General features: G+C 28.2%; 27 protein-coding genes and 1 riboswitch. All 27 genes read right to left on the reverse strand.

Annotated elements, in window-relative coordinates:
* Positions 1–166: 166 nt before the first annotated feature.
* Positions 167–397 carry a hypothetical protein gene (locus NSA50_RS09935; protein WP_195262642.1) on the reverse strand — a complete coding sequence of 77 codons (231 nt, stop codon included), beginning with the start codon at positions 395–397 and terminating at the stop codon, positions 167–169.
* Between the two features lie 40 nt (positions 398–437).
* Entirely contained in the window at positions 438–968 is a 531-nt protein-coding gene (locus NSA50_RS09940) for a helix-turn-helix domain-containing protein (RefSeq protein WP_195262643.1), read from the reverse strand.
* A gap of 703 nt (positions 969–1,671) precedes the next feature.
* On the reverse strand, positions 1,672–2,385 hold the full coding sequence (locus NSA50_RS09945) for an N-acetylmuramoyl-L-alanine amidase (protein ID WP_257444826.1): 714 nt from the start codon (positions 2,383–2,385) through the stop codon (positions 1,672–1,674).
* A 218-nt stretch (positions 2,386–2,603) separates the two neighbouring features.
* The gene (locus NSA50_RS09950; RefSeq protein WP_257444828.1) at positions 2,604–3,803 is read right to left on the reverse strand and encodes an alanyl-tRNA editing protein; all 1,200 of its coding nucleotides are present in this window, start codon (positions 3,801–3,803) and stop codon (positions 2,604–2,606) included.
* A gap of 12 nt (positions 3,804–3,815) precedes the next feature.
* Positions 3,816–4,748 carry a serine hydrolase gene (locus NSA50_RS09955; RefSeq protein ID WP_257444830.1) on the reverse strand — a complete coding sequence of 311 codons (933 nt, stop codon included), beginning with the start codon at positions 4,746–4,748 and terminating at the stop codon, positions 3,816–3,818.
* A 199-nt stretch (positions 4,749–4,947) separates the two neighbouring features.
* Positions 4,948–5,781, reverse strand: coding sequence for a MetQ/NlpA family ABC transporter substrate-binding protein (locus NSA50_RS09960; RefSeq protein ID WP_195262647.1), 834 nt, complete (start codon positions 5,779–5,781; stop codon positions 4,948–4,950).
* Positions 5,782–5,917: 136 nt separating this feature from the next.
* Complete coding sequence (locus NSA50_RS09965) at positions 5,918–6,556, reverse strand: methionine ABC transporter permease (protein ID WP_195262648.1); 639 nt, start codon at positions 6,554–6,556, stop codon at positions 5,918–5,920.
* Positions 6,556–7,593 carry a methionine ABC transporter ATP-binding protein gene (locus NSA50_RS09970; protein WP_257444833.1) on the reverse strand — a complete coding sequence of 346 codons (1,038 nt, stop codon included), beginning with the start codon at positions 7,591–7,593 and terminating at the stop codon, positions 6,556–6,558. The genes NSA50_RS09965 and NSA50_RS09970 overlap by 1 nt, the downstream gene beginning before the upstream one ends.
* A 93-nt stretch (positions 7,594–7,686) precedes the next feature.
* A riboswitch (SAM riboswitch) is annotated at positions 7,687–7,835 on the reverse strand.
* Between the two features lie 94 nt (positions 7,836–7,929).
* Positions 7,930–8,226, reverse strand: coding sequence for a DUF503 domain-containing protein (locus NSA50_RS09975; RefSeq protein WP_195262650.1), 297 nt, complete (start codon positions 8,224–8,226; stop codon positions 7,930–7,932).
* A gap of 133 nt (positions 8,227–8,359) precedes the next feature.
* Positions 8,360–9,841, reverse strand: coding sequence for a 4-alpha-glucanotransferase (gene malQ, locus NSA50_RS09980; protein WP_257444835.1), 1,482 nt, complete (start codon positions 9,839–9,841; stop codon positions 8,360–8,362).
* A gap of 215 nt (positions 9,842–10,056) precedes the next feature.
* The gene (locus NSA50_RS09985; protein WP_257444893.1) at positions 10,057–11,076 is read right to left on the reverse strand and encodes a LacI family DNA-binding transcriptional regulator; all 1,020 of its coding nucleotides are present in this window, start codon (positions 11,074–11,076) and stop codon (positions 10,057–10,059) included.
* A 95-nt stretch (positions 11,077–11,171) separates the two neighbouring features.
* Positions 11,172–12,065 carry a sugar ABC transporter permease gene (locus tag NSA50_RS09990; protein ID WP_257444837.1) on the reverse strand — a complete coding sequence of 298 codons (894 nt, stop codon included), beginning with the start codon at positions 12,063–12,065 and terminating at the stop codon, positions 11,172–11,174.
* A gap of 1 nt (position 12,066) precedes the next feature.
* Positions 12,067–12,984 carry an ABC transporter permease subunit gene (locus NSA50_RS09995; RefSeq protein ID WP_257444839.1) on the reverse strand — a complete coding sequence of 306 codons (918 nt, stop codon included), beginning with the start codon at positions 12,982–12,984 and terminating at the stop codon, positions 12,067–12,069.
* Between the two features lie 65 nt (positions 12,985–13,049).
* The gene (locus tag NSA50_RS10000) at positions 13,050–14,258 is read right to left on the reverse strand and encodes a sugar ABC transporter substrate-binding protein (RefSeq protein ID WP_257444841.1); all 1,209 of its coding nucleotides are present in this window, start codon (positions 14,256–14,258) and stop codon (positions 13,050–13,052) included.
* A 119-nt stretch (positions 14,259–14,377) separates the two neighbouring features.
* Positions 14,378–15,325, reverse strand: a complete 948-nt coding sequence (locus NSA50_RS10005) for a PucR family transcriptional regulator (RefSeq protein WP_195428844.1) — start codon at positions 15,323–15,325, stop codon at positions 14,378–14,380.
* Between the two features lie 269 nt (positions 15,326–15,594).
* Positions 15,595–15,786, reverse strand: coding sequence for a peptidylprolyl isomerase (locus NSA50_RS10010; RefSeq protein WP_195262656.1), 192 nt, complete (start codon positions 15,784–15,786; stop codon positions 15,595–15,597).
* A gap of 75 nt (positions 15,787–15,861) precedes the next feature.
* Positions 15,862–16,515, reverse strand: coding sequence for a VTT domain-containing protein (locus tag NSA50_RS10015; protein ID WP_257444844.1), 654 nt, complete (start codon positions 16,513–16,515; stop codon positions 15,862–15,864).
* 101 nt (positions 16,516–16,616) lie between these two features.
* The gene (locus NSA50_RS10020; RefSeq protein ID WP_195428848.1) at positions 16,617–17,159 is read right to left on the reverse strand and encodes a phosphatase PAP2 family protein; all 543 of its coding nucleotides are present in this window, start codon (positions 17,157–17,159) and stop codon (positions 16,617–16,619) included.
* Positions 17,160–17,188: 29 nt separating this feature from the next.
* The gene (locus NSA50_RS10025; protein ID WP_257444846.1) at positions 17,189–17,815 is read right to left on the reverse strand and encodes a thioester domain-containing protein; all 627 of its coding nucleotides are present in this window, start codon (positions 17,813–17,815) and stop codon (positions 17,189–17,191) included.
* Between the two features lie 201 nt (positions 17,816–18,016).
* Complete coding sequence (locus NSA50_RS10030; protein WP_195262659.1) at positions 18,017–18,331, reverse strand: PTS lactose/cellobiose transporter subunit IIA; 315 nt, start codon at positions 18,329–18,331, stop codon at positions 18,017–18,019.
* 18 nt (positions 18,332–18,349) lie between these two features.
* Complete coding sequence (locus NSA50_RS10035; RefSeq protein ID WP_257444848.1) at positions 18,350–19,684, reverse strand: PTS sugar transporter subunit IIC; 1,335 nt, start codon at positions 19,682–19,684, stop codon at positions 18,350–18,352.
* Between the two features lie 41 nt (positions 19,685–19,725).
* Complete coding sequence (locus NSA50_RS10040) at positions 19,726–20,031, reverse strand: PTS sugar transporter subunit IIB (RefSeq protein ID WP_257444850.1); 306 nt, start codon at positions 20,029–20,031, stop codon at positions 19,726–19,728.
* A 33-nt stretch (positions 20,032–20,064) separates the two neighbouring features.
* Positions 20,065–21,504 (reverse strand): glycoside hydrolase family 1 protein, encoded by a 1,440-nt coding sequence (locus tag NSA50_RS10045; protein ID WP_257444852.1) that lies wholly within the window; start codon positions 21,502–21,504, stop codon positions 20,065–20,067.
* 287 nt (positions 21,505–21,791) lie between these two features.
* Positions 21,792–22,520, reverse strand: a complete 729-nt coding sequence (locus NSA50_RS10050) for a MurR/RpiR family transcriptional regulator (protein ID WP_195262663.1) — start codon at positions 22,518–22,520, stop codon at positions 21,792–21,794.
* A gap of 147 nt (positions 22,521–22,667) precedes the next feature.
* Positions 22,668–24,074 (reverse strand): GH1 family beta-glucosidase, encoded by a 1,407-nt coding sequence (locus NSA50_RS10055; RefSeq protein ID WP_257444855.1) that lies wholly within the window; start codon positions 24,072–24,074, stop codon positions 22,668–22,670.
* Between the two features lie 50 nt (positions 24,075–24,124).
* Complete coding sequence (locus NSA50_RS10060; RefSeq protein ID WP_195262665.1) at positions 24,125–24,358, reverse strand: hypothetical protein; 234 nt, start codon at positions 24,356–24,358, stop codon at positions 24,125–24,127.
* Between the two features lie 344 nt (positions 24,359–24,702).
* Positions 24,703–25,761, reverse strand: a complete 1,059-nt coding sequence (locus NSA50_RS10065; protein ID WP_257444858.1) for a glycosyl hydrolase family 18 protein — start codon at positions 25,759–25,761, stop codon at positions 24,703–24,705.
* Positions 25,762–25,767 lie beyond the last annotated feature (6 nt).

Genomic DNA, 25,767 nt, shown 5'->3' on the forward strand with positions numbered 1-25,767 from the left:
AAGGAGCTGTTGCATAAAGTTATACCAATGTAAAATTTAAAATTAAGGTAGTATTTCATCCTGAAATACTTAAATTTATATTATTTAAAAACTACTTTCAGTAGTATTCACCTTAACTCTACATTCTAAATTTTACATTTCTAATTATGCACAGCCCCCTATTTTTCTATTGTACTTTTCTATACCAAAAAACAGTTTCCATAAAACTATCATTATAATATAAGTCGTATGAGACTCTATCTAATTCTTCTCTTTCAATTAATCTATTTCCTACAATCCTTCTTTTATATGGATTGCTAGTATTTAGCCCATCAATTTGTATCCTATAAAGAGTATTTTGATAAATGAATGTTTTAAAAATTGGCTCAGCCTCAAAAGTTAATTCTAATATTTTCATATATGTCTCTTGACCTAATGAAACCTTTTGTGAATTTTCCCTAATAATCAAGTTGTTTTAATCTTAAGATTAATTGCTCATGACTTGCTTCTACTAATTTATATAATATTATTTTTCTTTCTATTTCTTTTTGAAGTTTATCCGAATTACTAAATAAGTCCCTTACCATATTAATTGCATAAGCAAGAACACTTGCTACTCCTGCACTACCTAGCTCAAACCCCATACTCTCTGTCTCTGAAAGTTGTCCTTTCATCAGCTTATATATCTCATTACAATAAGCCCCTTTTATAATTATAATGTCATATTTATACTCTAATCCAATTAATAATTCTGATGGATTAAAAGCTTCAAATGCTGGATTTTCTTGTTCTAAAGCTATAAGTTCATCCAATACAGTACCTGGAGTTTTATTTAAAGTTTCAGCTAAAGCCATTATTACCTTATTTGAATACTTTTCTATTTTCTTATTTGTATGAGTTGCAAGCAATTGTTGACTAACTCCAGTTTTTTTATATACATCATATCTCTTACTGTTATTCCTTTGCAGATATAAATCTAAATAATTCATTCTCATTCTCCTCTTATTTTTATTGATCCATAATTATTTATTACTAAAATATTTTTTACTACTTAATTATATTATACTACTTTTCTTATAAATTGTTCCGAGACACCAAGAAATATTTTTCATAACAAAAAAACCAAGCATATATTTACTTGGTAACAAATTTAATTTATTCTATTTTTAATTTATTCTATTTTTAATTTATTTTATTTTTAATTAATATACATAAATTCAAAATTTTAATTACCTATTTTACATGGGAGTCGCGAAACGCGACTTCCTTTTTAATTCTTTATTTTAGTAACTCCAATATATTTCATAAATACTATTCTACTCAAAGCTATTTTCATATATGTCAAATAATACTGTTATTTCTACACCTATTTCTTATCGTAATCACCAACTACATTAGTCGGCTTATTTGCGAGGAAATTTAATGATAAAACAGTTCCTATTAGCAACATAAAAGTAGGTATCTTCTTCAAAAGTAACACCGACCTACTTACTTTGATATATTTTATCTAAATGTTTCAATCCATTCAAGAGGTTTACTACACAATTTCAAATGAGCTAACGAAACGTTAGCCCCTTTGAAGTCCTTGATTTTACTGCCTTAGAATAGTTTTCCTTCATTATTTTACTTTTTCATAGCTTCAACTTTTTCTCTTTTCATAACTCGGCTCCTCTAAGTTATTTCCTTAACTCTTTACTCTTTCACATTTTCACTTTTCCCATTTTCCTCAGGGTATGGAACAATATAAGCTCCTTTAAGCCCATTTTTATTTAATTTAATTAACTCTTCTTCTGCTTCTTCATAATCCCGATAATATCCTAAACAAATTCTCCACCCTTCTCTTGCTGGAGTTTTAGGTTTTTTTATTGGAATATCAATTAAAACCTTATCAACCATAGCTAAACAAGCTTTGGCTACCATGTACCCATATTTAATACTACTAAAGTTTTTCTCTATGTCTTCGTTAGATATAAATTCTGCTTCAATTATGACCGCAGGCATATTAGTTTCTCTTAGCACAGTATAACTTGCTTCTTTTATTCCTCTATCATTAGACTTTAAATTTGCTAATAGCTCATCTTTAATAAATTTTGCTAAATCTTCTGATTTACCTCCTTTTTCAAAGATTACTATTTCACTTCCTTTTATTGAATCATCAACAAAGGAATTCATATGGAAGCTAACAAAATAATCTGCATTCCAGCTATTGGCTATATTTACCCTGTCTTTTGCATCTAAATTTGCATCTGATGCTCTAGTCAGTAATACTATTTCTCCATTTCTTTCTAACAATCTTTTAGCTTCATATACTGCTTCTAAGACTATATCAGCTTCTCTTCTACCATGTTTTCCTATTGCCCCTGGGTCATTGCCTCCATGTGCTGCATCTAACACCCATTTTGCCAATTCTGTCCCTCCTATTATTTATATATAAGAATATAAATATTGTATTAATTCATAATTTAGTATACTTATAACTTCAACACTTGGTTACAAAATTAATATCTCCATCTTCATTTTTGACAAATAGAAAAATTAATCATCTTATAGTCCTAATATCTTCATTAATTATTAAAAAAACATAAAAGCTACTCCAAATTCTCAAATCTAGGAGTAGCTTTCCATTAAATTTCATTTTCTTTTACTTTATTTTTGATACTATTAATATACTTTTCAATATCTATATTTTCTCCTGATCCTTGAGCCAATATTTTATTTCCTCCACCTTTTCCCTTTATTTCCTTAATTGATTCTTTTAAAAGTTGCCCCATATTAACTTTCTCCAGCTCTTTAGAGCATGAAAATAATATATTGGATTTATTATTATTTATAGTTGCAAATAAACAAATAATATTACCTCTATCAACTAATCTATTAGCTAATTTTCTTATATAATCAATACTTCTTTCATTAAATATCTTTGTTATAATTGTCAAATCAGTTTCTTTACTTGAATTAAGGATCATATTTTCTATTTCATATTCTATAAGATCTTCTTCTAGTTTTCTTTTTAAATTATTCAAACCGTCTATGTTATTTTTTAAATTTTTAATACTATTTAATGCCTCTTCCTCATTACTACTTAAATAATTACATATATCTTTTAATACTTTATCTTTAAATAAAGTATCTTTAATTGCTCTCTCTCCAGCTAAAAACTCAATTCTAGTATTATCTTTATTTTTTTCGTGTTTTCTAATTTTAATTAATTTTAAATCTAAAGTTTTCTTTGGATGAACCCCACAACAAGCATTAATATCTAAATCACCAATTTTAACAACTCTTATTTCTTCTTCTGTATTAGGCAAATCTCTTCTTAAATTCATATTTTCCAGCTCTTTTTCGCTAGGTACTAAGCTCTCTACTAAAATATTTTCTCTTATTATCTCATTTGCCATTTTTTCAGCTTTTCTTATTTGATCTTCAGTTAAATACCCAATAATATCTACTGTGCTAATATCTTTTCCTAAATGAATACTTAATGTATTTCTATTAAAAAGTTTAAAAAAGCATCCTGATAATACATGTTGAGCTAAATGCTGATGCATTCCATCTTCTCTTCTATCCCAATCAATCTTACCTTTTACGTTAATTTGGTCTGATATATCTTCTGAAACAACATGATATATTTCCCTATTTTCTTCATATACATCTAATACCTTTACTCCATTTAACTCACCTAAATCACAAACTTGGCCTCCACCACCTGGGAAAAATGCTGTTCTATCTAAGGCTAAATGAAATTTACTATCTATTTTTTTAATACCTACAATTTTTGCTTCAAAGTCTTTTAAATATTGATCTATGTAATATAATTTTTCCATATTTTTCACCTATTAATAATCTTCCTCAACCATTAAGTATATTTCTTTTGATATATTTGCTATCATTTCATAGGCTTCATTACCCCAATCTAAAAGATATCTTTCATCTTCACTTCCATTTTCATAAGGCTCCTCACTTAAATCACCTATGTCCTTTGTTAATATTACTATTATATAAGGATCTTTAGCATATACTATTCCAAAATCATGATAATATCTATAATAATCTCCAATTTTATGCGATACTATATCATAAGGCACATATTTATCTATTCTATCATGAAATACAGTTTCTTTCATGTATTCTATAAGTTTTTCATAGTAAGGATTATTATCTGGTTTTTCATATAATCTCTTTAATACCTTATATAATTGCTCTGCAGTGATAGAATTATCATAAGAAATACTGTCATCTTCCGTTATATCTCTTAAATAATCTGTTAATGATATTTCACTTATTCTATGTAACATATTCTTAGCAACATTATCTGATTCAACAATAGATAAATAAACAGCTTCTCCAATAGTTATGTCCGGCACTTCTGGCAAGTAGTATAAAACTCCACTTCCACCTTCACTATCTGCTTCTTCATAATAAATAGTATCTTCTAATGATATTGTACCTTCAAAAACTTGATCTAAAATCATCATACATAAAGGTACTTTCGTTGTACTTGCTGCTACATAATATTTATCTGCATTTAATATATATTCCTCATTTGTATTTAGATTCTTATAGTATATAGATATATTATCCTTATAATCTCCTACTATTTCATCTATCTTTTTATCTATATTTGAACCTATCTTCTCATCCATATTTTCGTCTTTTATGCTATTTGTTATAAAATTACTTTTATCACACTCTATAACTTCCTCTTTTTTAGTACATCCTTGTAAAAATAATATGAGTATAATAATTGATAAAACATGTACTTTTTTCATCTATGCCCCCTATTTCAAAGCATTATTTTAATTATATTTTTATAATTATTATATCATATATAAATTCTTATAATTCTAAATGCAAATTAAAAGAGCAAGTAAAAGCTTATTTTCTTACTTACTCTTCCATTTTAATTTTTATATTTTACTATATTTCTTTTCAATAAATCTCTTAAATTCTTTATATTTTAATTAATTTCTAGAAAGCTGGAATTACTGATCCATTATATTTCTCTTCAATAAATTTCTTAACTTTATCTGATGTTAAAGCCTTTGTTAAAGCTTGTATTTTATCACTATCTTCGTTTCCTTTTTTTACAGCCAATACATTATAATATTTTTTTGAAGCATCGTTAGTTGCATCTTCTAAATAAATAGCATTTTCAGCTGGATTCAATCCTGCTTCAAGGGCATAGTTTCCATTAATAACGGCAATACCTACTTCTTCTAAAACTCTTGGTAATTGAGCAGCTTCAAGCTCTTCAAATTTAAGTTTCTTAGGATTCTCTGTTATATCATTTGGTGTAACTAATTCACCGTCTTTTAACTTTATTAACCCTGCACCTTCTAGTACTCTTAAAGCTCTTGCTTCATTTGATGGATCATTTGGTACTGCAACTGTCGCTCCTTCTTCTAATTCATTTAAATCCTTAATATTAGAAGAATAAACCCCTAAAGGTTCTAAGTGAATACCTTTTGTATAAGTTAAATCTAAGCCTTTTCCTTCATTAGTTTCATCTAAATATGCAATTGTTTGGAAGTAGTTTGCATCTAATTCACTTTCTGATAAAGCTGTGTTAGGTGTTACATAATCTGTAAACTCTACTATTTTTACTGTATATCCTTCTGCTTCAAGATCAGGTTTTATTTCTTCTACTATTTCCTTATGAGGAACTGGAGTAACCCCTATTGTTATTGTTTTATCTTCACTCTTTGCCCCTGTTTCATTTTCCTTATTTGCATTTCCACAACCTATTAAACTTATTGCTAAAGCCCCTGTTAATAATAATGATAAAATTGATTTTTTTTTCATTTCTTTAACCCCCTCGAAATAATTGATAATGCATAATTGACAATTGATAATTTAGGATATAACTCTTGTAGAGTTCTTTTAGTTAAATGTCTTTCATACATTTATCTTCTATATATTAATTTAATTTTTATAAACTTTATTTTGATAATTTTTTATATAGATAGTTTCCTAGCGACTGTAATGCTTGTACGATTATTATTAGAATTATTACTGTCACAATCATAACATCTGTTTGATATCTTTGATATCCATATCTTATTGCTACATCACCAAGTCCGCCACCACCTACTGTTCCAGCCATAGCTGAATATCCTATTATACTTATCACAGTTAATGTTAATCCTGATATTATTGATGGAACTGCCTCTTTTAGCATAACCTTAAAAATTATTTGTGTATTAGATGCCCCAAATGATTTGGCTGCTTCTACAACTCCTGGATCTACTTCTTTTAAGGATGATTCTATTATTCTTGCTACAAAAGGTGCTGCTGCTATTGTTAGTGGAACTATAGCTGCTGGTGTACCAATTGACTTTCCTACTATTAACTTTGTAAGTGGTATTATTGCTACCATTAAAATTAAAAATGGGAACCCTCTTAATATATTTATTATTGTATCTAAAACTCTATATATAATCTTATTAGGATTTAATCCATTTGGAGCTGTAACTACTAATATAATTGCTGGTATAAATCCTAATATAAGCGAAAATAATGTTGAGAAAAAAACCATTGCAATTGTTTTATTAAACGCTGGTATTAATATTTCTGACATTAATTAAGCACCTCCAATACCACATTTTTACTTTCTAAATATTCTATTACTCTTTCTTTATCATTTAGATCTACATTTATTACTAAGTTACCAAGCACATCTTCTCTAAATTTTTCTAATTTCCCCCAAACTATTGAAAAATCTATATCTAACTCTCTAGCCATTTTTGTAATAATAGCATTTTCTGATGATGTACTTGGAAAAAATAGCTTTATGTTAATCCCATTTGTAGGTAGTAACTCATCATCCTGCTCTCCTAAAAATTTCTTAAGAGAGATTTCTGGTTTTAAAAATAAGTCCTCTGAATTACCTTCTGCTTTTAAAATGCCCCCTTCTATTAAAGCAACTTTTTCACAAACCTCTTTAACTACCTCCATTTGATGGGTAACAATTACAATTGTTATACCTAATTCTTTATTTATCTTTGATAAAAGTGATAGTATATCTTTTGTTATTTTAGGATCTAGAGCTGAAGTAGCTTCATCACAAAGTAAAATCTTAGGCTCTAATGCTAAAGCTCTTGCTATTGCTACTCTTTGCTTTTGTCCGCCACTTAAGCTTGCTGGTTTTACATCTGCTTTTTCTGAAAGTCCTACTAAATCTAGAAGTTCATCTACTCTGTCCTTTATTCTTTCTTTCTTAAATTTATTATAGCTACAAGACTTTATTCCTTTTTCTTTATTTTCAATCTTATATTTTTTATATTCTTCTTCATATCCCCATACATCTAATGGTAATGCTATATTTTCAGATACTGTTTTTCTATTGAGCAAATTGAATCCTTGAAATATCATTCCTAGCTTTTTTCTAAACTCCCTAAGCTCTAGTCCATTCAGTTTTTTAACTTCTCTTCCCATTACTGTAATTGATCCATTTTCATAACTCTCTAGGCCATTTATGCATCTAAGTAATGTAGATTTTCCTGCCCCACTATGCCCTATAATTCCGTATATTTCTCCTTCTTCTATCTTAAGTGAAACTCCCTTTATAACTTCAACATCATTGAATCTTTTACTTAAGTTATTAATTTTAATCACAAGTCATTCCCCCTTTTATGAAACTTAAAGTAAAACAAAAAGCGCACCGGAGAATAAATCTCTAGTGCGCGTAAATTCACATATTAATCTATTCTCTCATCTATCAGCAAAAAAGCTGCAGGATTTAGCACCAAACTTAATAAGAATAAAATTTTATCTAATACAAATTAGACTTATCATTTAATCCTATTACAGGTTGCTGGGTTTCACAGGGCCAGTCCCTCCACCACTCTTGATAAGAAACGTAATCTAATTATTTAATTTTTCTATTGATATTAATATACATTTATTGGATTGGATTGTCAACCCACTACTTTAAATTTTATGTATTTGTTCCTATAAAAATTTAAACATAATAACATCCTTTTCTATGTTAATAATCTCCGCATCTGTATTTGACTCAATAAAATTAATTATATTCTCCATTGTAGAATCAACTTGTGAACTACTTGAGCATATTCCTGAAATAGCAATTACTATACTTTGATGAATATCTTGATCTTCTACTTCATTTACTGAAATATTGAATTTATTTTTTAATTTTTGAGTTATACTTTTAACCACCATCCTCTTTTCTTTTAAAGAATGTACCCAGCTTGCTCTTAATTTAACGCTCATTACTAGAACTCTCATTTTCAACCACCTACATTACAATTTTTAGATATTATATATCTTAACATTATTATGAATAAAGCTCATAGAGAATATTCTCTATGAGCTTTATTTATAATTTTTATAGGGGATTACTTTAATAATCTAGTTAAAATTATTTTATTCTGCCATATAATTTTGTTAAATCATAAATTTCTTTTGCTAGTTTATCATTTAAATCCTTTGACGAAGCTCTCCATACCCAGTTACCACCTAATGTAGAAGGCATATTCATTCTTGCATCATTTCCTAACCCCAAGAAGTCTTGCATAGTTGTTATTGCTAAGTAAGCTGGGCTTCCCCATGCTCCTCTTATTAATCCTCTTGCAATTCCTTCTTCATAAGTTAAGTTTAAATACTTCTTGGCTTTTTCTATCTCCTCTTTGCTTCCTGTAACATTGTACCATCCACAAACAGTATCATTATCGTGAGTACCTGTATAAGCTATACAGTTAACTGGATAATTATGAGGTAAGTCTCTGCTATCTCCATCACCAAATCCAAATTGTAATATTTTCATACCTGGAAAACCTGTTGTATCTCTAAGTTTCATGACATCATCAGTCATCATTCCTAAATCTTCTGCTATTATATTAACATCTCCAAGTTTATCTTTTATTGCATCAAATAACTTTATTCCAGGTCCCTTTGTCCACTGTCCAAATTCTGCTGTCTTATTACCATATGGTATTTCCCAATATGCTTCAAATCCTCTAAAATGGTCTATTCTTACTACGTCATATAACTTAAAACTTTCTCTAACCCTATCTATCCACCAGCTATACCCATCTTTATCTAAGTTGACCCAATTATATATTGGATTTCCCCAAAGTTGTCCAGTAGCTGAAAACGTATCTGGTGGACATCCTGCTACCGTTATTGGCATCATATTTTCATCAACATTAAAATACTCTGGATTACTCCATATATCTGCACTATCTTCTGCTACATAAATTGGAATATCGCCTATTATTTCAATTCCATTATCGTTAGCATACTTTTTCAAACTATACCATTGCTTAAAGAACATATATTGAACAAATATCCAATAATCAATTTCATCCTTTAACAATGATTTATAAGAATCTATAGCTTCTTTTTTTCTAAGTCTTATATCATCATCCCAATTTTGCCAACTAACTAAATTAAAATGATTCTTAACAGCCATATATAAAGCATAATCTTCTAACCAAAATTTATTTTCCTCTATAAATTTGTTTATTTCTTTATCATACTTATTTTTAGAGTTTTTATATGCTATTCTTAATACTTTATTTTTATTTATAAACAATTTAGCATAATCTACACTATTTTCATCTGAACCATAGTCTAAGGTTGAATAATCTTCCTTAGCTAATAACCCGTCATTCTCTAACAATTCAAAATCTATAAAATATGGATTACCAGCAAATGCTGAAAAACATTGATATGGTGAATCTCCATAACTAGTTTGTCCTAATGGCAATATCTGCCAATACACTTGTCCGCTTTTTTTCAAAAAATCAACGAAGGCAAACGCTTCCATTCCAAATGTGCCTATTCCATATTTACCTGGTAATGATGAAATATGCATCAATATACCACTACTTCTTTTCATAAATTTTACCTCATTTCTCATAAAACCTATTTCTATATTATAATTATTATTATATATTGAGAATTATTTATAATAAATTATTAATCTATTATATTAATACATAAGAGAGATTTACTTATATGCCTGAGGGCTATAAACAATTTATTTTAAATCTATATATTATATATAATCTATTCATGATAAAAGTTTTCATAATATCATGAATAGATTAATTTTCATTTACTTATCTTGAAATTTGTTGATTCTCTTTCAATCAGCTCTGTATTCAGTATAACGTGTTTATTATCAGTTTTATTAGCTATTAAATCTAGTAATAAATCTACGCTTATCTTCGCCATTTCTACTTTAGGTTGTATTACTGTTGTAATTGCAGGATTATAAAATTCACTAATGTCCATACCATCAAATCCAATTATTGCAACATCTTTTCCTACTTCTAACCCATTATCCTTTATAGCCTTTGCACACCCTACAGCCATTATATCTGATATAGCAAATATAGCTGTAACGTCTTTATTGTTCTTCAATAACTTATCTGTTTCTTCATATGCTCCTCTATAATCATAATGTCCTAGAATTTTATAATTTCTATTAAATTCAATGTTATTTTCACTTAATGCCTTTTTATAACCAGCTTCTCTTAGATATCCAATTCCAAAGTCATTTTCATCGCCTAGCATTATAGCTATATTTTTATGTCCATTATTTATTAAATACTGTGTAGCTGAATAAGCAGATTTTTCATTATCTATAGACACTGATGAGAAATTAGAAAACTCTTTTCCATATTTATGATTTATTGAAGTTAATACAACCGGTACATTTATATCATTAAAATCATCATTTTTTACATCTGTAAAGTTTCCTCCTAAACAAATTACCCCTTGTAGCCTCTTTTCCTTTATCATGGATATTAAGTTATTCATTTCATCATCACTTAAATAATCATGATGCTCTAAAATCATAGAATATCCAGCTTTAGAAATCCTTTTACTTATTGAGTCTAACATTTCTGAGAAGAATGGATTAAAAACCCCTTTTATTAATACTCCAATACTATTTGTATTATTTTTTTTAAGGTTCCTAGCACTATTATTAGGTACATAATTATTTTCTCTTATTACCTCTAATACTCTTTCTCTAGTTTGTTCTTTCACATCTGGATGATTATTTATAACTCTCGAAACTGTACTAACTCCTACCCCAGCAATTTTTGCAATATCTCTTATGTTTATCATAATTCCCTCCAAATTCCGACAAATTATTCGGTATCGTTTCCATTAATTTCTACATTTATTATACCATAAGATTTAATTTAAGGGTAAAATCATTATTCTTTTACTGAACCTGAAACTAATCCTGTTGCTATATATTTTTGTAAAAGCATAAATATAAATACTATTGGTAATGATGCCATTACTGCTGCAGCTGAATACATTGTCCAGTTTGCAGAGAATTGATCTTTAATAAATTTTTGTAATCCTGTTATTATAGTTTGCGCTTCTGCATTCTTTAATATTGCTGATGATATCATAAACTCACCATAAGCACCTATGAATGCAAATAAGAATATAACTATTAACATATTTCTAAGTAAAGGTAATATTATTGCTGAGAATACCTTCCAAGTTGATGCTCCATCTATATAAGCTGCTTCAACTAATTCATCAGGGATTCCATCTACTGCCCCTTTTAAAAGCCATATATTATATGCACTACCACCAGCTAATATTAATATTAATACCCATGGTTTATTAGTTAAATTATAAGTAAAAACTATTCCAATTATTGCTGGCAATGCCATAGCTGCTGGGAACATTTGAAGTATTAGTAAACTCATAAGTCCATTTTTTCTTCCCCAAAATCTTAGCTTTGAAAAAGCAAATGCAGCTGGTACTGATAAAAGCAATTGAACCAATGCTACAGCTGTACAGATAATTAATGAATTCTTAAGCCATAATAAGAAATTTGTCTTTTCAAATACTCTTCTATAATTTTCTAAAGTCCATTCCGCAGGGAAGAAAGTTGTTTGACTAAATGCTTGACCTTTTGCCATTGACGCAGAGACAACTGCCACTATAGGGATTAATGTTATTGCTATCATTAACCATAAGAAAATTCTTCCAAGCCAAGCTGTTCTAATTTCATCAGATCTTAATTTCTTTTTATATACTACTTTATCCTTTTTTATTGATAGACTCTTTAAATTTACCTCTGTTTGCATATTAATCAACCTCCTTAAACTGACCAGATGCTTTCATTTGAACAAATGAAATTGATGCAATTATTATAAATATAATTATACTAAGTGCTGATGCAATATCAAATCTTCCGAATTGAATTGAAAGCTTGTAGTTTACTGATGCTAGTATATCTGTATAACCTGCAAATTGTGTTGTCAATCTTGGAGGGCCACCTCCTGTTATTAAGAAAGCTGAACTGAAATTATTAAAATTAAATGCAAATGATGAGATTATAAGTGGATAAGCTGTCTTAGCTATTGATGGTAAAGTTATATTTGTGAACTGTTTCCACTTACTTGCTCCATCAACCATTGCTGCTTCATAATAAACTTCTGGTATTGCAGATAATGAACCTAAACAAACATTCATCATATACGGAAATCCAAGCCATATATTAACTATTATTATACTTAGCCTAGCTAAATTTGGATCTGTTAACCACTTTATAGGCTCTTGGATTATGTGTAATTGCATTAATAAGTTGTTTATTTGTCCATAACTTCCATTAAATAAGCCTTGGAATGATAAAATTGCAACTGATACTGGTAATGCCCAAGGAAGTATTAATATTCCCTTATATATTCCTCTTTCTCTTATGTTAGGATTATTTAAAACTAATGCTATAACTAATCCTAAGAAGAAACATCCGAGAGTAGATATTATTGCAAAAATCAATGTCCATGCAAATACAGGTAAAAATGTTTCTTTAAAAGGTCCTGTCAGAACCTCTATAAAGTTAGAAAAAGCTACAAAATTAATTTCACCTTTTGAAAACTGAGTATAATCAGTAAAAGCATAGTATACTGTTGATAGTACTGGAAGTAGTGTGAATATAAATATTGAAATAAGTGCTGGTGCTAAAAAATAATAAGCTTTACGACTTTTACTCTTCATGCCCATTTAAAATCCCCCTTTATCTTATATAGAGATAGGTTAATACACCTATCTCTATTTAGCTACATATATTATTTTATTTGTTTTATACCTTCTTTTACTTGATTTACTATATTTTCCCCAGCTGTTTTAGCATCTATTGATCCTGCTGTTAATAACTTTAAGTTGTTTGCTGCTGGTTCCCACATAGCTTGAACTTCTACTATGTTTGGCATTGGCATAGCAACTTTTGCTTGTTCCATAAATGCCTTAGTATATTCATCATCAATTACGTAATCTTTAGCTACAGGAATTCTGCTACCAGTTTTATATACTACATCTTGTCCTTTATTAACGAATTCTTCCATAAGTTTCCAAGCAGTATCTTTATTTTTGGAATTTTCATTAACAAATGAAGTTTGAACACCTAAGAATGTTTGTGGAGCTTTACCATTTAAAGTTGGCATTGGAACTACCCCAAAGTTTAATCCAGCTTCTTTAGCACCTGAAACATCCCATGGACCTGAGAAGTAGAACCCAGCTTTACCTGATGTAAAGTCACCCTTAGCTATATCTCCAGTGATATCTGCTGCCATTAATTTATCCTTATTAACTAAATCTGAAATAAATTGAAGTCCTGCTACTGCTCCTTCATTTCCAAGACCTATATCATTTGGATCTAATGTTCCATTATTATTTTTATAAACATATCCGCCGCCAGCTGATAAGAATGCATATGAGAAGAAGAAATCGTTAACGTTATATTCAAATCCAACTTCTTTTGCCATTGCAACTAAATCTTCCATAGTCTTTGGAACTTCTTTAACTTTATCTTTATTATAGAACATTGCTGTTGTTTCTTGAGCAAATGGAACTGCATAAATTTTACCACCTATAGTAACTGCATCAACTATACCTTGAGAAGTATATTTATCAGCTGAAACCATTCCTTCTGGAACCTCAGCAATTACACCTGCTTTTTGGAATGTTCCTAAATTATCATGTGGAACACCTAATACAAGGTCTGGACCATTATCACTTTGAAGAGCTTGAATCATGTCTTGGAACTTTCCTTGGTCTTCAACAACATTAATTTCAACGTTATTTTCTTCTCCCCAAGCCTTAGCTACCTTTTCAAATTCTTTAACTTCATTAGTAGTAAAGTGTGACCAAACTGTTAAAGTTTTCTTTTCACCATTAGTAGTAGCTCCTTTTTCATCTTTTCCGCCACAACCAACTAAAGAAGTTGCAGCAATTACACCAGCAATTAAAACTGCTAATAATTTTGAACGTTTTACCATAATAAATTCCTCCCAAAATCTAATTTTAGATTTTTATATTTATAAACCCTTTTAGGTTTATTAACTAATTTGATGTTAATGTTTACAGGCAACCTTACCGGTACCGTTACCATAAAATTTTATAAGTTACTCCTATGCCATGATTCCTTCCACAATAGAAATAAAATTTTAAATTCTACTGCCTCATTGAAATTCGATATATCATAATTGACTATTTTCTTTATTTTATCTATCCTATAAAATAAAGTATTTCTATGAATGTATAACTTATCTGCAGACTCACTTATTTTTAGACCTTCACTAAAAAATATTTCTATAGTCTTTATAAGATCGTCATCTAATTTAGAGAAAGTATCATTAAATTGCCTATATATTCTATTAATTTCTTTTTCTTCTACGTTTTTTATCATTTTTTCTAGAAGCAATGAATTTTCGGTATATATTTTTGATGGCAATTCATATTTTAAGCAAATTTCTAAGTTTGCTTTAAGATACTCAAACTTTTCTTTTAATTCATTATACTCATCAATATTACAATAACTTATATAACATTTCTCAGTTATATTCTTTTTTATTCCTAGAAGAATTTCTTTAATGCTATCATCACTGATATCATTTTTACTTATTACAAGAATATATTCATCTTGAATGACTATTATACTCTCATCTTCTAAATGTTTTTTCTCTATTAACTTTATAGCCTTAGACTGCTTGTCCTTTAAATAAATAAGTATTAATTTAAAAGGCTTGTCTTTTATCACTTCTTTTAGAATATCATTAGAAAATTCTTTTCCCTTTATTATATCTGCTATTATTTCTTCTTTCGATTTCACTGCATTGCTTAACTCCTGTTCTAAACAGTATTTTAGCAAACTAATACAGTTACTGTAATTTTCATATGTTTCTAACAGCAACTCTTCTGTTGGCATTTTCAAAATACTACTTACAATTTTCGAATTATTTCCTTGTAAGAAATTAGCTATTACAGATCCATCTTTTTCACTTATCTTGAAGGGAATTTGAATTTCTTCACTTATTTTTTGGAAAGAGTTTTTTAACCCATACATAAGCTTCCCCCATTATAAAACAACTTTATATTTTCTTATTTCTCCATGAAACAGGTAACGTTTCCAGAAAATAATAAATTGTTTTATCTTTATTCTTTATCTTAACTTGATTATACTCTTGCAATCGTTTTTATTCAATAGTATTTTATCACAATTAGATGCATATTTTTTGTAATTTTTCACAAAATCTATTACCCATCCTTTATATATCAATATAAAAGGCTAACTAAAAAAATTCCAAAATTAATATTTTTAGTTAGCCTTTTACTCTATTTCATTTTTTTCATAGCTTTTTTCATATCATTCATCATATTTTTCATACTTTCCTTAGCATTCTCACCCATGTCCCCAACTTTATCTGCTAACTCTGATATTTCTTCTGCTATTTCCTGAGTCATCTTTCCTGACTTTACTTGTTTATATAGTCTTTTCATTTTATTTTCTATTTCTTCCATAACCATAATTTATACCTCCTAAATGAATATATTATTATATTTTGCTTTAAAATTAAATTTATACTCATTAAGAGGATTTAATTATTGTAGCTCTATTGACTCTTCTTTTCTATCTTTTATAAATGTAACTATTGCAGGTATAATTGAAATTATTATAATTGCAATTACTATTATTGAAAAATTACTTTTTACTATTGGTAAGTTTCCTAATGCAAACCCTCCGATTAAAAATAATAGCACCCATAAAGCCCCACCAATTAGATTATACTTTATAAAACTTTTATAATTCATCTTAGTTACTCCAGCAACAAAAGGAGCAAATGTTCTTATTATTGGTATAAATCTAGATAGAACTATTGTTATAGCTCCATGTTTCTCATAATAATTATTTGCCTTTATTAAATAATTTTTATTTATGAATTTCACCTTTTCCTTTTCCATTATTCCACTTCCAATTTTTTTACCTATGTAATAATTAGCAGTATCACCTAATACAGCTGCTACGTAAAATATGATAAGTAAACTAACTACATTCATTGCACCTATTGCTGCAAGAGCTCCTGAAGCAAAAATTATTGAATCTCCAGGTAAAAATGGAGTTACCACTAATCCAGTTTCAAGAAATATTATTATAAACAATACTGCATATATCCATATTCCATAATTTGCAGTTATTACACTTAAATATTTATCTAAATGTAATATAATATCTACAAACTTTAACATTAAGTTCATATCGTTACCCTCTCGCTTAAATTTTTATTAACAATCTAATTATATAATTCATAACGAATGCATATATTACATAATTATTAATAAATAAAAAACTACCATGTTCATGATAGTTTTTTTATTTTTATATTATTTATAACTTCTATAGTAGCTAAGCTACATGAAATTCCTAGTACTATTCCTCCAATTATATCTGATGGGTAATGTACAAATAAATATAATCTTGAAAATGCAACAAGAGCCGCAAAAAAATAAAATAAGTATCTACACTTCTTTATGTAGTATCCAAGTACCACAGCTGCAGCAAATGAAGATGCAGTATGTCCTGATGGAAATGAATATGATAAAGGCGCCTTAATTATTATTTCTATATCTGGAAAAGTTATAAAGGCTCTTGGCCTTTGTATAATATTTTTTATAATTCCTTCACCAATAATACTTGTTACAGCTAAAGCAATTAACATTGTGAATCCAATTTTTCTGTATTTTTTACTTATTAATAAAATTATACCTATTACTATCCATACAAATCCTCTATCTCCTAGTTTAGTTATAAATATCATCATGGAATCCATTAGAGGACTTGAAAAATAATTTCTAATAAATCGTAATATACTTATATCTATTAAATTTATATACTCCCACATATTTCCCCCATTATTTTTGAACCTATAATTTACTTTCCATATATAGAACTTCCCTCTATATTTTTTCTTTCTGCATTCCTCATATTTTCTTCTCTTAGCTTACTTTGTTCATTTTTGATTAAAGCTATATCTTGTATACTATCATTAGAGTAGTATAACATATATTCATTACTATATGATTGCTCATCTTTTCTTATTCCTTCATTATAGATCTTTTTTATAGCTTCTACAACTCTAGTATCACCTTTAAATCCATTTACATCATATCCTTCAACAAAACTCCATACAGCAATTTGAGTTGCAAAATATGCTTCTTCTTCTGAATAAAGCTTTAATTCACTATAACTTTTGCTTGGATAGCCTGAAGCTAGTATTCCTGCTAGTTGCTTTGTTGCATATCCATTTTCCTTAAATGTTTCTCCCTTTGGATAAGACTTATCTATCTCCAAGCAATATCCTATTTGATTTGTTTCTACTTCCCTTATCATTTTTGCTTTAATATTAAAATTTTCATATTCAACTTCACCTACATAATAATTATCAGTTGTTATTTTAACTTCATTGTTAAGTTTAGTAGCCCAATAACTATAGCTCCAATTACATAATATTAAAGTTAACCCAACAATAATTAATACATTTTTCCATTTACTTTTCATTTTATCCCTCCTACTAGCTGTCTCAATACTATTTTTATCAATTTACAGCTAAATATACTAATTAAGAGGGTTAATTTTTAACTCTTACTTTGCTAATAATCACCATATTATATGCATAATTACTTTTGTATTCACTAAAAATAATTAAGGTAGCATCAATTTATTTCTGATGCTACCTTAATATATATTTTACACGAATATTTAATTCTTTTTGAATTCCTTATTCATTTCTATAAGCTCTATTGCTATATCTTTTATAGTTTCTGCACTTATTAGTTGATCTTCAGCGTGCATTATTATTAAAGAAAACTCAAGCTTTTCACCATTTGCTTCCTTATGAATCAATCCAGAATGTGCATGATGCCCCTCTAATAAAAACCCTTTAGCCTCTTCTATTTTCTTTTCTGCTTCATCATAATTACCATTTCTAGCTTCTCTTATTGCTTCCATAGCTAAAGATTTAGCCATACCTACATTGCTTATAATTTCAAATGCAACTAATTCTAGTTCATTCATTTCTTATTCTCCTAACTGTTACATAGTTTCTGTATTTGAATTTAATTCTTCTTGTGCTTTCATAGCTGCCTTATTAGATGCTATAACGAAAGGTGCATAAATTAATACACTGACTGCTAGACACACAAATCCTACTACAAGTCCCATAAATACTCCACCAGTTCCTATAAACGGAATAAGTGGTCCTGGAGTAGTCCAAACAGCACCATAAGCTATAGGTGGAATAATCTTAAGCACTATTGCCCCATATCCAATAAGAACATTTACTATAGGTACTAATATGAATGGTATTATATATATTGGATTTAAAACTATTGGTAAACCAAATATTACTGATTCATTAATATTGAATAATCCAGGTCCTATAGATAATTTAGCAATATCTCTTTGATCCTTTGCTTTAGAGAATATGAATATTGCTATAAGTAATCCAAGTGTCATACCTGAACCACCATAGTTAGCAAAAGCATCAGTTAAAACCCAAGTTGTTGGGTATGGTGCACCCCATGCTGTTCCATTTGCTTGTGCGAAAGCTATGTTAGCTGCATTTGGTTCAGCAAACATAGTTTCTCTTACTGCTGCTATAGTATTAGGTCCATGAATACCCATTATCCATAATAAATTTGATACTAAAACCATAATTACTACTGAGAAGATGTTATCTCCAAGTTTAGTTAATGGGGCTTGTAATACATTATAAATCATAGTATGAATTCCGCCACCATTAGTAATTTTACCTAATATAAAGTTAAGAATTGAGAAACCAACTGTTACTATTATTATAGGTAATAATATTTTAAATGTTCTAGATACTGCTGGAGGTACTTGTTCTGGCATCTTAATTTCAAGTTTAGGACTCTTAGAAAGCCTTGATAAAAATTCACCTACTAGTAATCCAACTATTATTGAAACGAATAGACCTTGAGGTCCCATGTATTGCATTGTAATACTTCCATCTACTGCTGATGGGTACATTATAAAGAATACTGATACTGAAGTAAGTCCAGTTAATAAGTCATCTGCACCTAAAGATCTTGCAAGATTCCTTGCTATTAAAAATGCTATAAAGATTGCTAAAATGTTTAAAGATCCATTTAATACAGGCGCAAATATTGCTTGATAGTCTGCTAAATTAGGAATTAAATCTCCTAAGTGAATAAGTTTTGCTATAAATCCATTAGGATCTAATAAAACGTTATTTAACAATACCATTAATGAACCTGCCATTGTTAATGGGAAGGTTAAGATAAATGCATCCCTAATTGCAACAATATGTCTTTGTGCATTTAACTTTGTTGCAATTGGAACAAGTATTTTTTCCATGCTGCTTTCTAATTTCGTCATAACGCTCATTGTTTTTCCCCCTTATATTTTTTTATTTATTAAACCTCTTGTTAAATTCCAAGAGTTTTTAATACTTGATCTAATATTACTTTTCCATTCATTGTTCCATATAATCTCATATCTATAACTTCTACAGGTATTCTACCCTTAACTAAAGCATCTACTTGTGGTTTTTGGAACCTTACTTGTGGTCCTAATAAAACTATATCAACATTATCAATTACCCTTGAACATTCTGAAACTGGTAAGGCATCAATATTAATTTCTATTCCTTTTTCCTTTGCTGCTGCCTTCATCTTATTTACTAAAAGACTTGTAGACATTCCCGCTGCACATACTAATAAAATATTTTTCATAATAATTCCTCCTAAAATTTATTTTTAATATAATTAAAGTTCTTCTCCATTAGTTGCTATTACATTTTTATACCAATAGAAACTCTTCTTTTTAATACGTCTTAAATCCTTTTCATCTTTTTCATCTCTATCTACATAAACAAAGCCATATCTCTTTTGATAGCCATTAAGCCAGCTTAATAAATCTGTAAATGACCATGTACAATATCCTAGTAACTCTACTCCATCTGTTATAGATTCTTTGCAAGCTAAAATATGATTTCTTATAAATTCTATTCTATAGTCATCATTTATAATATCGTTATCTTCAAGCTTATCAAATTCACCTAACCCATTTTCAGTTACTAATATTGGTAGCCTATACCTGCTATTTATTCTTCTTATCCCTATTCTAAGACCAGTTGGATCGATTTCCCAATCCCAATTTGTTCTTTCTAAATTAGGATTTTTTATAGTTTTAAAATTTCCTGGAATTCCATAATCCTTAGATGTTCCTTTTTTTCCTGATGTATTTATTTCTTCAAAATTACTTATTCCATCTATAGAATTTGCCTCTACTGTTTCACTTCTATAATAGTTTATTCCTATAAAATCAGGCTTTCCTCTTTCTAAAAGCTCTAAATCTCCATCTTCAATCTCTGGAGCTATTCCTTCTTTTTCATACCTACTTAAAGCAAAAGCTGGATAGTTACCAAAGCAATATACATCTAGCCACCAGTGACAGTTCATATCCTCAGCATTTTCTCTTGCTAAAACATCTTCTGGCTTACATGTATAAGCATAATTAGGAGTAAATGCAAAGCTTGGACCAATCATTCCATTAGATACATATTGCCTAAAAGATTCTATTGCCTTTGCATTTGCTAAACTTGCAATATGATTTGCTTTAAGCATCCTTTTATCATCTTGTATCTTTGGTGGATGTATTCCTATCTTATATCCTAAAAGTATAAATACATTTTGCTCATTTAAAGTTATCCAGTACTTAACTCTATCTCCATATCTCTTATAAAGTGTTATGCAATAATTATTGAAATCATCTATTATCTCTCTAGATTCCCATCCTCCATATAACTCCTGGAGATGTTGTGGTAAATCCCAGTGATATATTGTAATAATTGGTTTTATATCGTTAGCAATAAGCTCATTTATAAGGTTATCATAAAACTCTAAGCCTTTTTCATTTACCTTACCTCTTCCTTCTGGATAAATCCTGCTCCATGATATTGAAAACCTATAGGCTTTTAATCCCATCTCTTTCATTAAAGCTATGTCCTCTTTAAACCTTTTATAATGATCTACGGCGACCTTTCCATTAGTTCCTTTATAGGTTGTCCCAGGCAATTCAGTGAAGGTATCCCAAATACTTAATCCTTTTCCATCAATATTATAAGCCCCTTCAACTTGATATGCTGCTGAAGCACTTCCCCATAAAAAACCCTCTTTAAATTTATCTAGCTTTTTATGAATCAAGATTCCCTCCTCCCTTCTTGCTTGTTGATTATATTATATATTAAAAAATACTCTTTGTAATCATTTGCATACATTAAAAAACACACTTCCAGCTTATATAATTTGTTCCATAAATATAACAAATTGTTTTAACTAAAGTAAGTATTTAATATACTATTTTAATGTTTATATCTATAAAATAGAACTATTAAATAACACCATATTTCTTACAATTTACTATCAAAGTTCTATAAAACATAAATATATAAAATTTATTTTTAAAATTATAAAGGATAGATGCTTTATATCTATCCTTTATAATTTCTATACAGCTTCCTGCCGATAGTTTCAATAATGTATAATGCTGGAATTTGTGTCGTTATATCATGTTCTCCATTCTTTTCTTCTTGAACATAATATCCAATATTTATATCGCATATTTTGGCTAAAGTCGAATCTTCATTATTAGTAATGCTTATCGATTTACATCCTTTTCGCTTTAAGTTATTCATATGCTCTATTACTGTTGGTGTTTCACCAGATACAGAAAATGCAATAGCAACATAATTTTCTGTACATTTAATATTAATTGGATAAAACGGATCATCTATATATATAGCATTTCGTCCTATTGCAGAAATATATCTTGCAGCATACTTTGATAGTATACCTGAAAAACCTATTCCAACAAAAATTATATTACTTGCTTTATCTAATACATCACAAACTCTATCTATCTTATCTCTATAATCCTTAGTTTGTGCTTTTTTTAAGAAATCTATTATCATTGATGTATTATCAGTTAAATGCTTTTCTTTTCCTTCTTCTATATACATCTTAAATTTTAATTTAAATTCTGAAAAGCCTTCACAATCTAGCTTTTTACAAAACCTTAAAATTGTAGTTGTAGATACATGAGCTTCGTTTGCTAATTCTCTTATTCTCATGTAAATTACTTTTTCACTATTTTTCATTATATAATTATAAAGTGATAATTCTAACTCATTTAAATTTTGTATTTTATTATAGCTAAACATTGCTCATCTCCTTTTCCTAGAAATAATCTTTTAATTATTTCTACATATATTAATATACATTAAATATTTATATTTTTTATTTTCAAAAGGCTGAAATCTATCTATTTAAGACTTCAGCCATGTAAATATAAGTATATTTTATTATACTTAAATATCTTCTCCTCTAGTTTCTATTATATTTTTATACCAATGGAAAGATGCCTTTTTCTTTCTCTCTAGGTTATTTTTATGGTCTACATATATAAATCCATATTGTTTTTTATAACCATTCAACCAGCTTAATAAATCGATAACTGACCATGCATAATATCCTTTTAAATTTATTCCTTCTTTAATTGCATTTTTTACAGCTTTTAAATGTGCTTCAATAAATTTAATTCTAGGTATATCTACTATTTCATCCTCTATAATAGGATCTTCATCTCCTAATCCATTTTCAGTTATATATATTTTTACATCTCCATATCTTTCTTTAAGCATTCTTAGTCCATCTAAAAATGCTTCAGGAGATATCTCCCATCCCCACTTAGTATATTTTTTATCCTCCATTTTAACTGTTCTATAAAAACCATCAAATGAAGGGTTTCCTGGTGCTCCTGTTGAATTTTCTCTATTTCTTTCAACTTCTTCATCTATATTATTTTTCATTACCCTTTGAGGCTGATAATAATTTAGTCCTATAAAATCATTTTTATCTGAAGCATTTTTAATTATCTCTAATTCTTCCTTATTCCAATCAATTTTAACGCCGTGCTTACTAATTATATCTACAACATATTTAGGATATTCACCTTTTAATATAGGATCATAGAACCAATGTGTATCGATTTCATTTGCATGCTTAGCTGCCAATATATTTTCTTCCTTATCATCTATACTAAATGCTGGAGAAAATACATGAGTAATTCCTATCTCACCATATTGTTTTAACTTTTTATATAAATCAACTGATTTCGCATGAGCTAAAAATACATTGTGGGTAGCTTGGAAATATTTATTTAAATCTCCAACTATAGCTGGTGGATGTGCTCCTGCCAAGTATCCTAATCCACAAAATACAACTGTTTCATTAAATGTAATCCAATGCTTAACTCTATCTCCAAAAGCTTTATAACAAATTTCAGCATAATTTAAAAATGCATCTATAGTTTCTTTATTTGTCCATCCACCCTTTTCTTCTAGAACTTGTGGTAAATCCCAATGATATAAAGTTACAAATGGAACTATTCCATATTTTAGACATTCATTTATTATATTGTTATAAAATTCTATGCCTTTTGGATTTACTTCTCCAACACCATTTGGTAATATTCTAGGCCATGAAATTGAAAATCTATATGATTCTAATCCCATTTCTGCCATTAGCTTTATATCTTCTTTATATCTATGATAGTGATCTATTGCAATATCACCATTAGTACCTTCAAAAGTTTTTCCTGGAATCTTAGAAAATACGTCCCAATTTGAAAGCCCCTTTCCATCTTCATTCCATGCTCCTTCTACTTGATATGATGCAGATGCTGCTCCAAATAAGAAATCCTTTGCAAACTTCATTTATTTCTTCCTCCCATTTATAAAAATAAGCTTAATTTTATTTCAATATGTTATTTTACGTGAAGTGTATAATAAAGACTCATTCCATACTTTGATTTTGTTTTAAATTCTGATTTTAAATAAGATTCTAATTCATTAGCAGTTAAACCTGTTTCTGCTGAATAAACTATTTTTATTCTATTACTATCATCAAGCACTGTAAGCTTAACCTTATCATCTTCAAAATTATCAAAGAATTCTCTTATAAATTTCATTTGAACTCCGTTTATTTCTACTTTATACATATCCTTGTCCCCCTACATTATTCTTTTTATAAACTAATTTTACAATATTTTTTTTAATAAAACTTATTTTTATAAATTAATAAAACAAATATCATTTTTTATAATTTGTTTTATTTTTGTAACATATTGTTATATTCATTGTAGCAACATTTTCCATAAAAATATACTCTTAATTTTATGAAACTTAATCAAATTTATAAATATATACTTTATACATTAAATATAAAATAATATATATTTATAAATATTACCTAAACCACCTCAAGTATACTTAAAATATTTTAATGTAATTAGTTAATAAAAAAGAGAGTTATAGAATTTTATAACTCTCCATTTTCTATATTTTAATTATCAAATAAATTTCCACCTAATCTCCACAAGCTAACATCATAGCCCTCTTCTTTAATAATTTCAGATAAGTATTCTAATGTAACTTGATCTGCATACCATACTTCATGTTTAATATTTTCTTTATCCTTATAATTAAAATATAAATATTTGCTTTTATCATCTCGCTTAGCTTCTATGTTATTTTCAATCAATATTTGTTTAGCTTCAATTTCTGATATTGATTTAGTGTTGCCATTATCTTTCCAATCAAACCCACCAGTTGGAATTGCAAAACTTTTTTCACCAGGAACTACCTTCATCTTATCTATTAACTCTTTAATAAACTTTTGGTTTGTTTTTTCTCCAGCTGCACTAAAGCCTCCATGCAAATTATAACACATCATTACATATGTAGGTCCCTCAGTAAAGTTAAGCTTATCTATAGGCGCATTCGGCTCTAAAACTACTCTTAATTTCAAATTATTATTTAAAGCTTTATTATATAATTGATTTATAAATAATATATAATTTTCCCATAATCCCAAATCATCTTTAATTTGCTCATAATCAATTTCAATACCATCAAATTCATATTCTTTAGCTAAATCAATTATATCACTAATATGCTTTTCTCTAGATAATTTATCACTAAGCAAAATATTTAATATCTCTTTGTCCTTTAGTGAAGATGTACCATCATCATTAACTACGTCATTTACAATAGTTATATATTTTTCATAGTTATATGACTTTGTCTTATCATAATATACTTTTAATTTTTCAGGAATAATTAAATCGTTGTTTTGATTAAAATTAACAGCAAAGTATGAAATACTACTCAACTTATCATTTAGCATATTTATTTCGCTATCTACATTTAAATCCCAATAAACTATCCATGAAGATAAATTATCTATACTTTGAAAAATATCATTATTTTTCTCCTGAGAAATTATATTTGGACTCTTAATAGTACTATCCTTATTTAATGTCTTTTTTAAGAAGATAGCTCCAACTAATAAGATAACAATTCCTATTAAAATAAATTTTCCTTTATGTTTGTTAATATTCATTTTTAC

It is taken from the genome of Clostridium mucosae, from assembly GCF_024622765.1.
In the GTDB taxonomy this organism is placed as follows: Bacteria; Bacillota; Clostridia; order Clostridiales; family Clostridiaceae; genus Clostridium.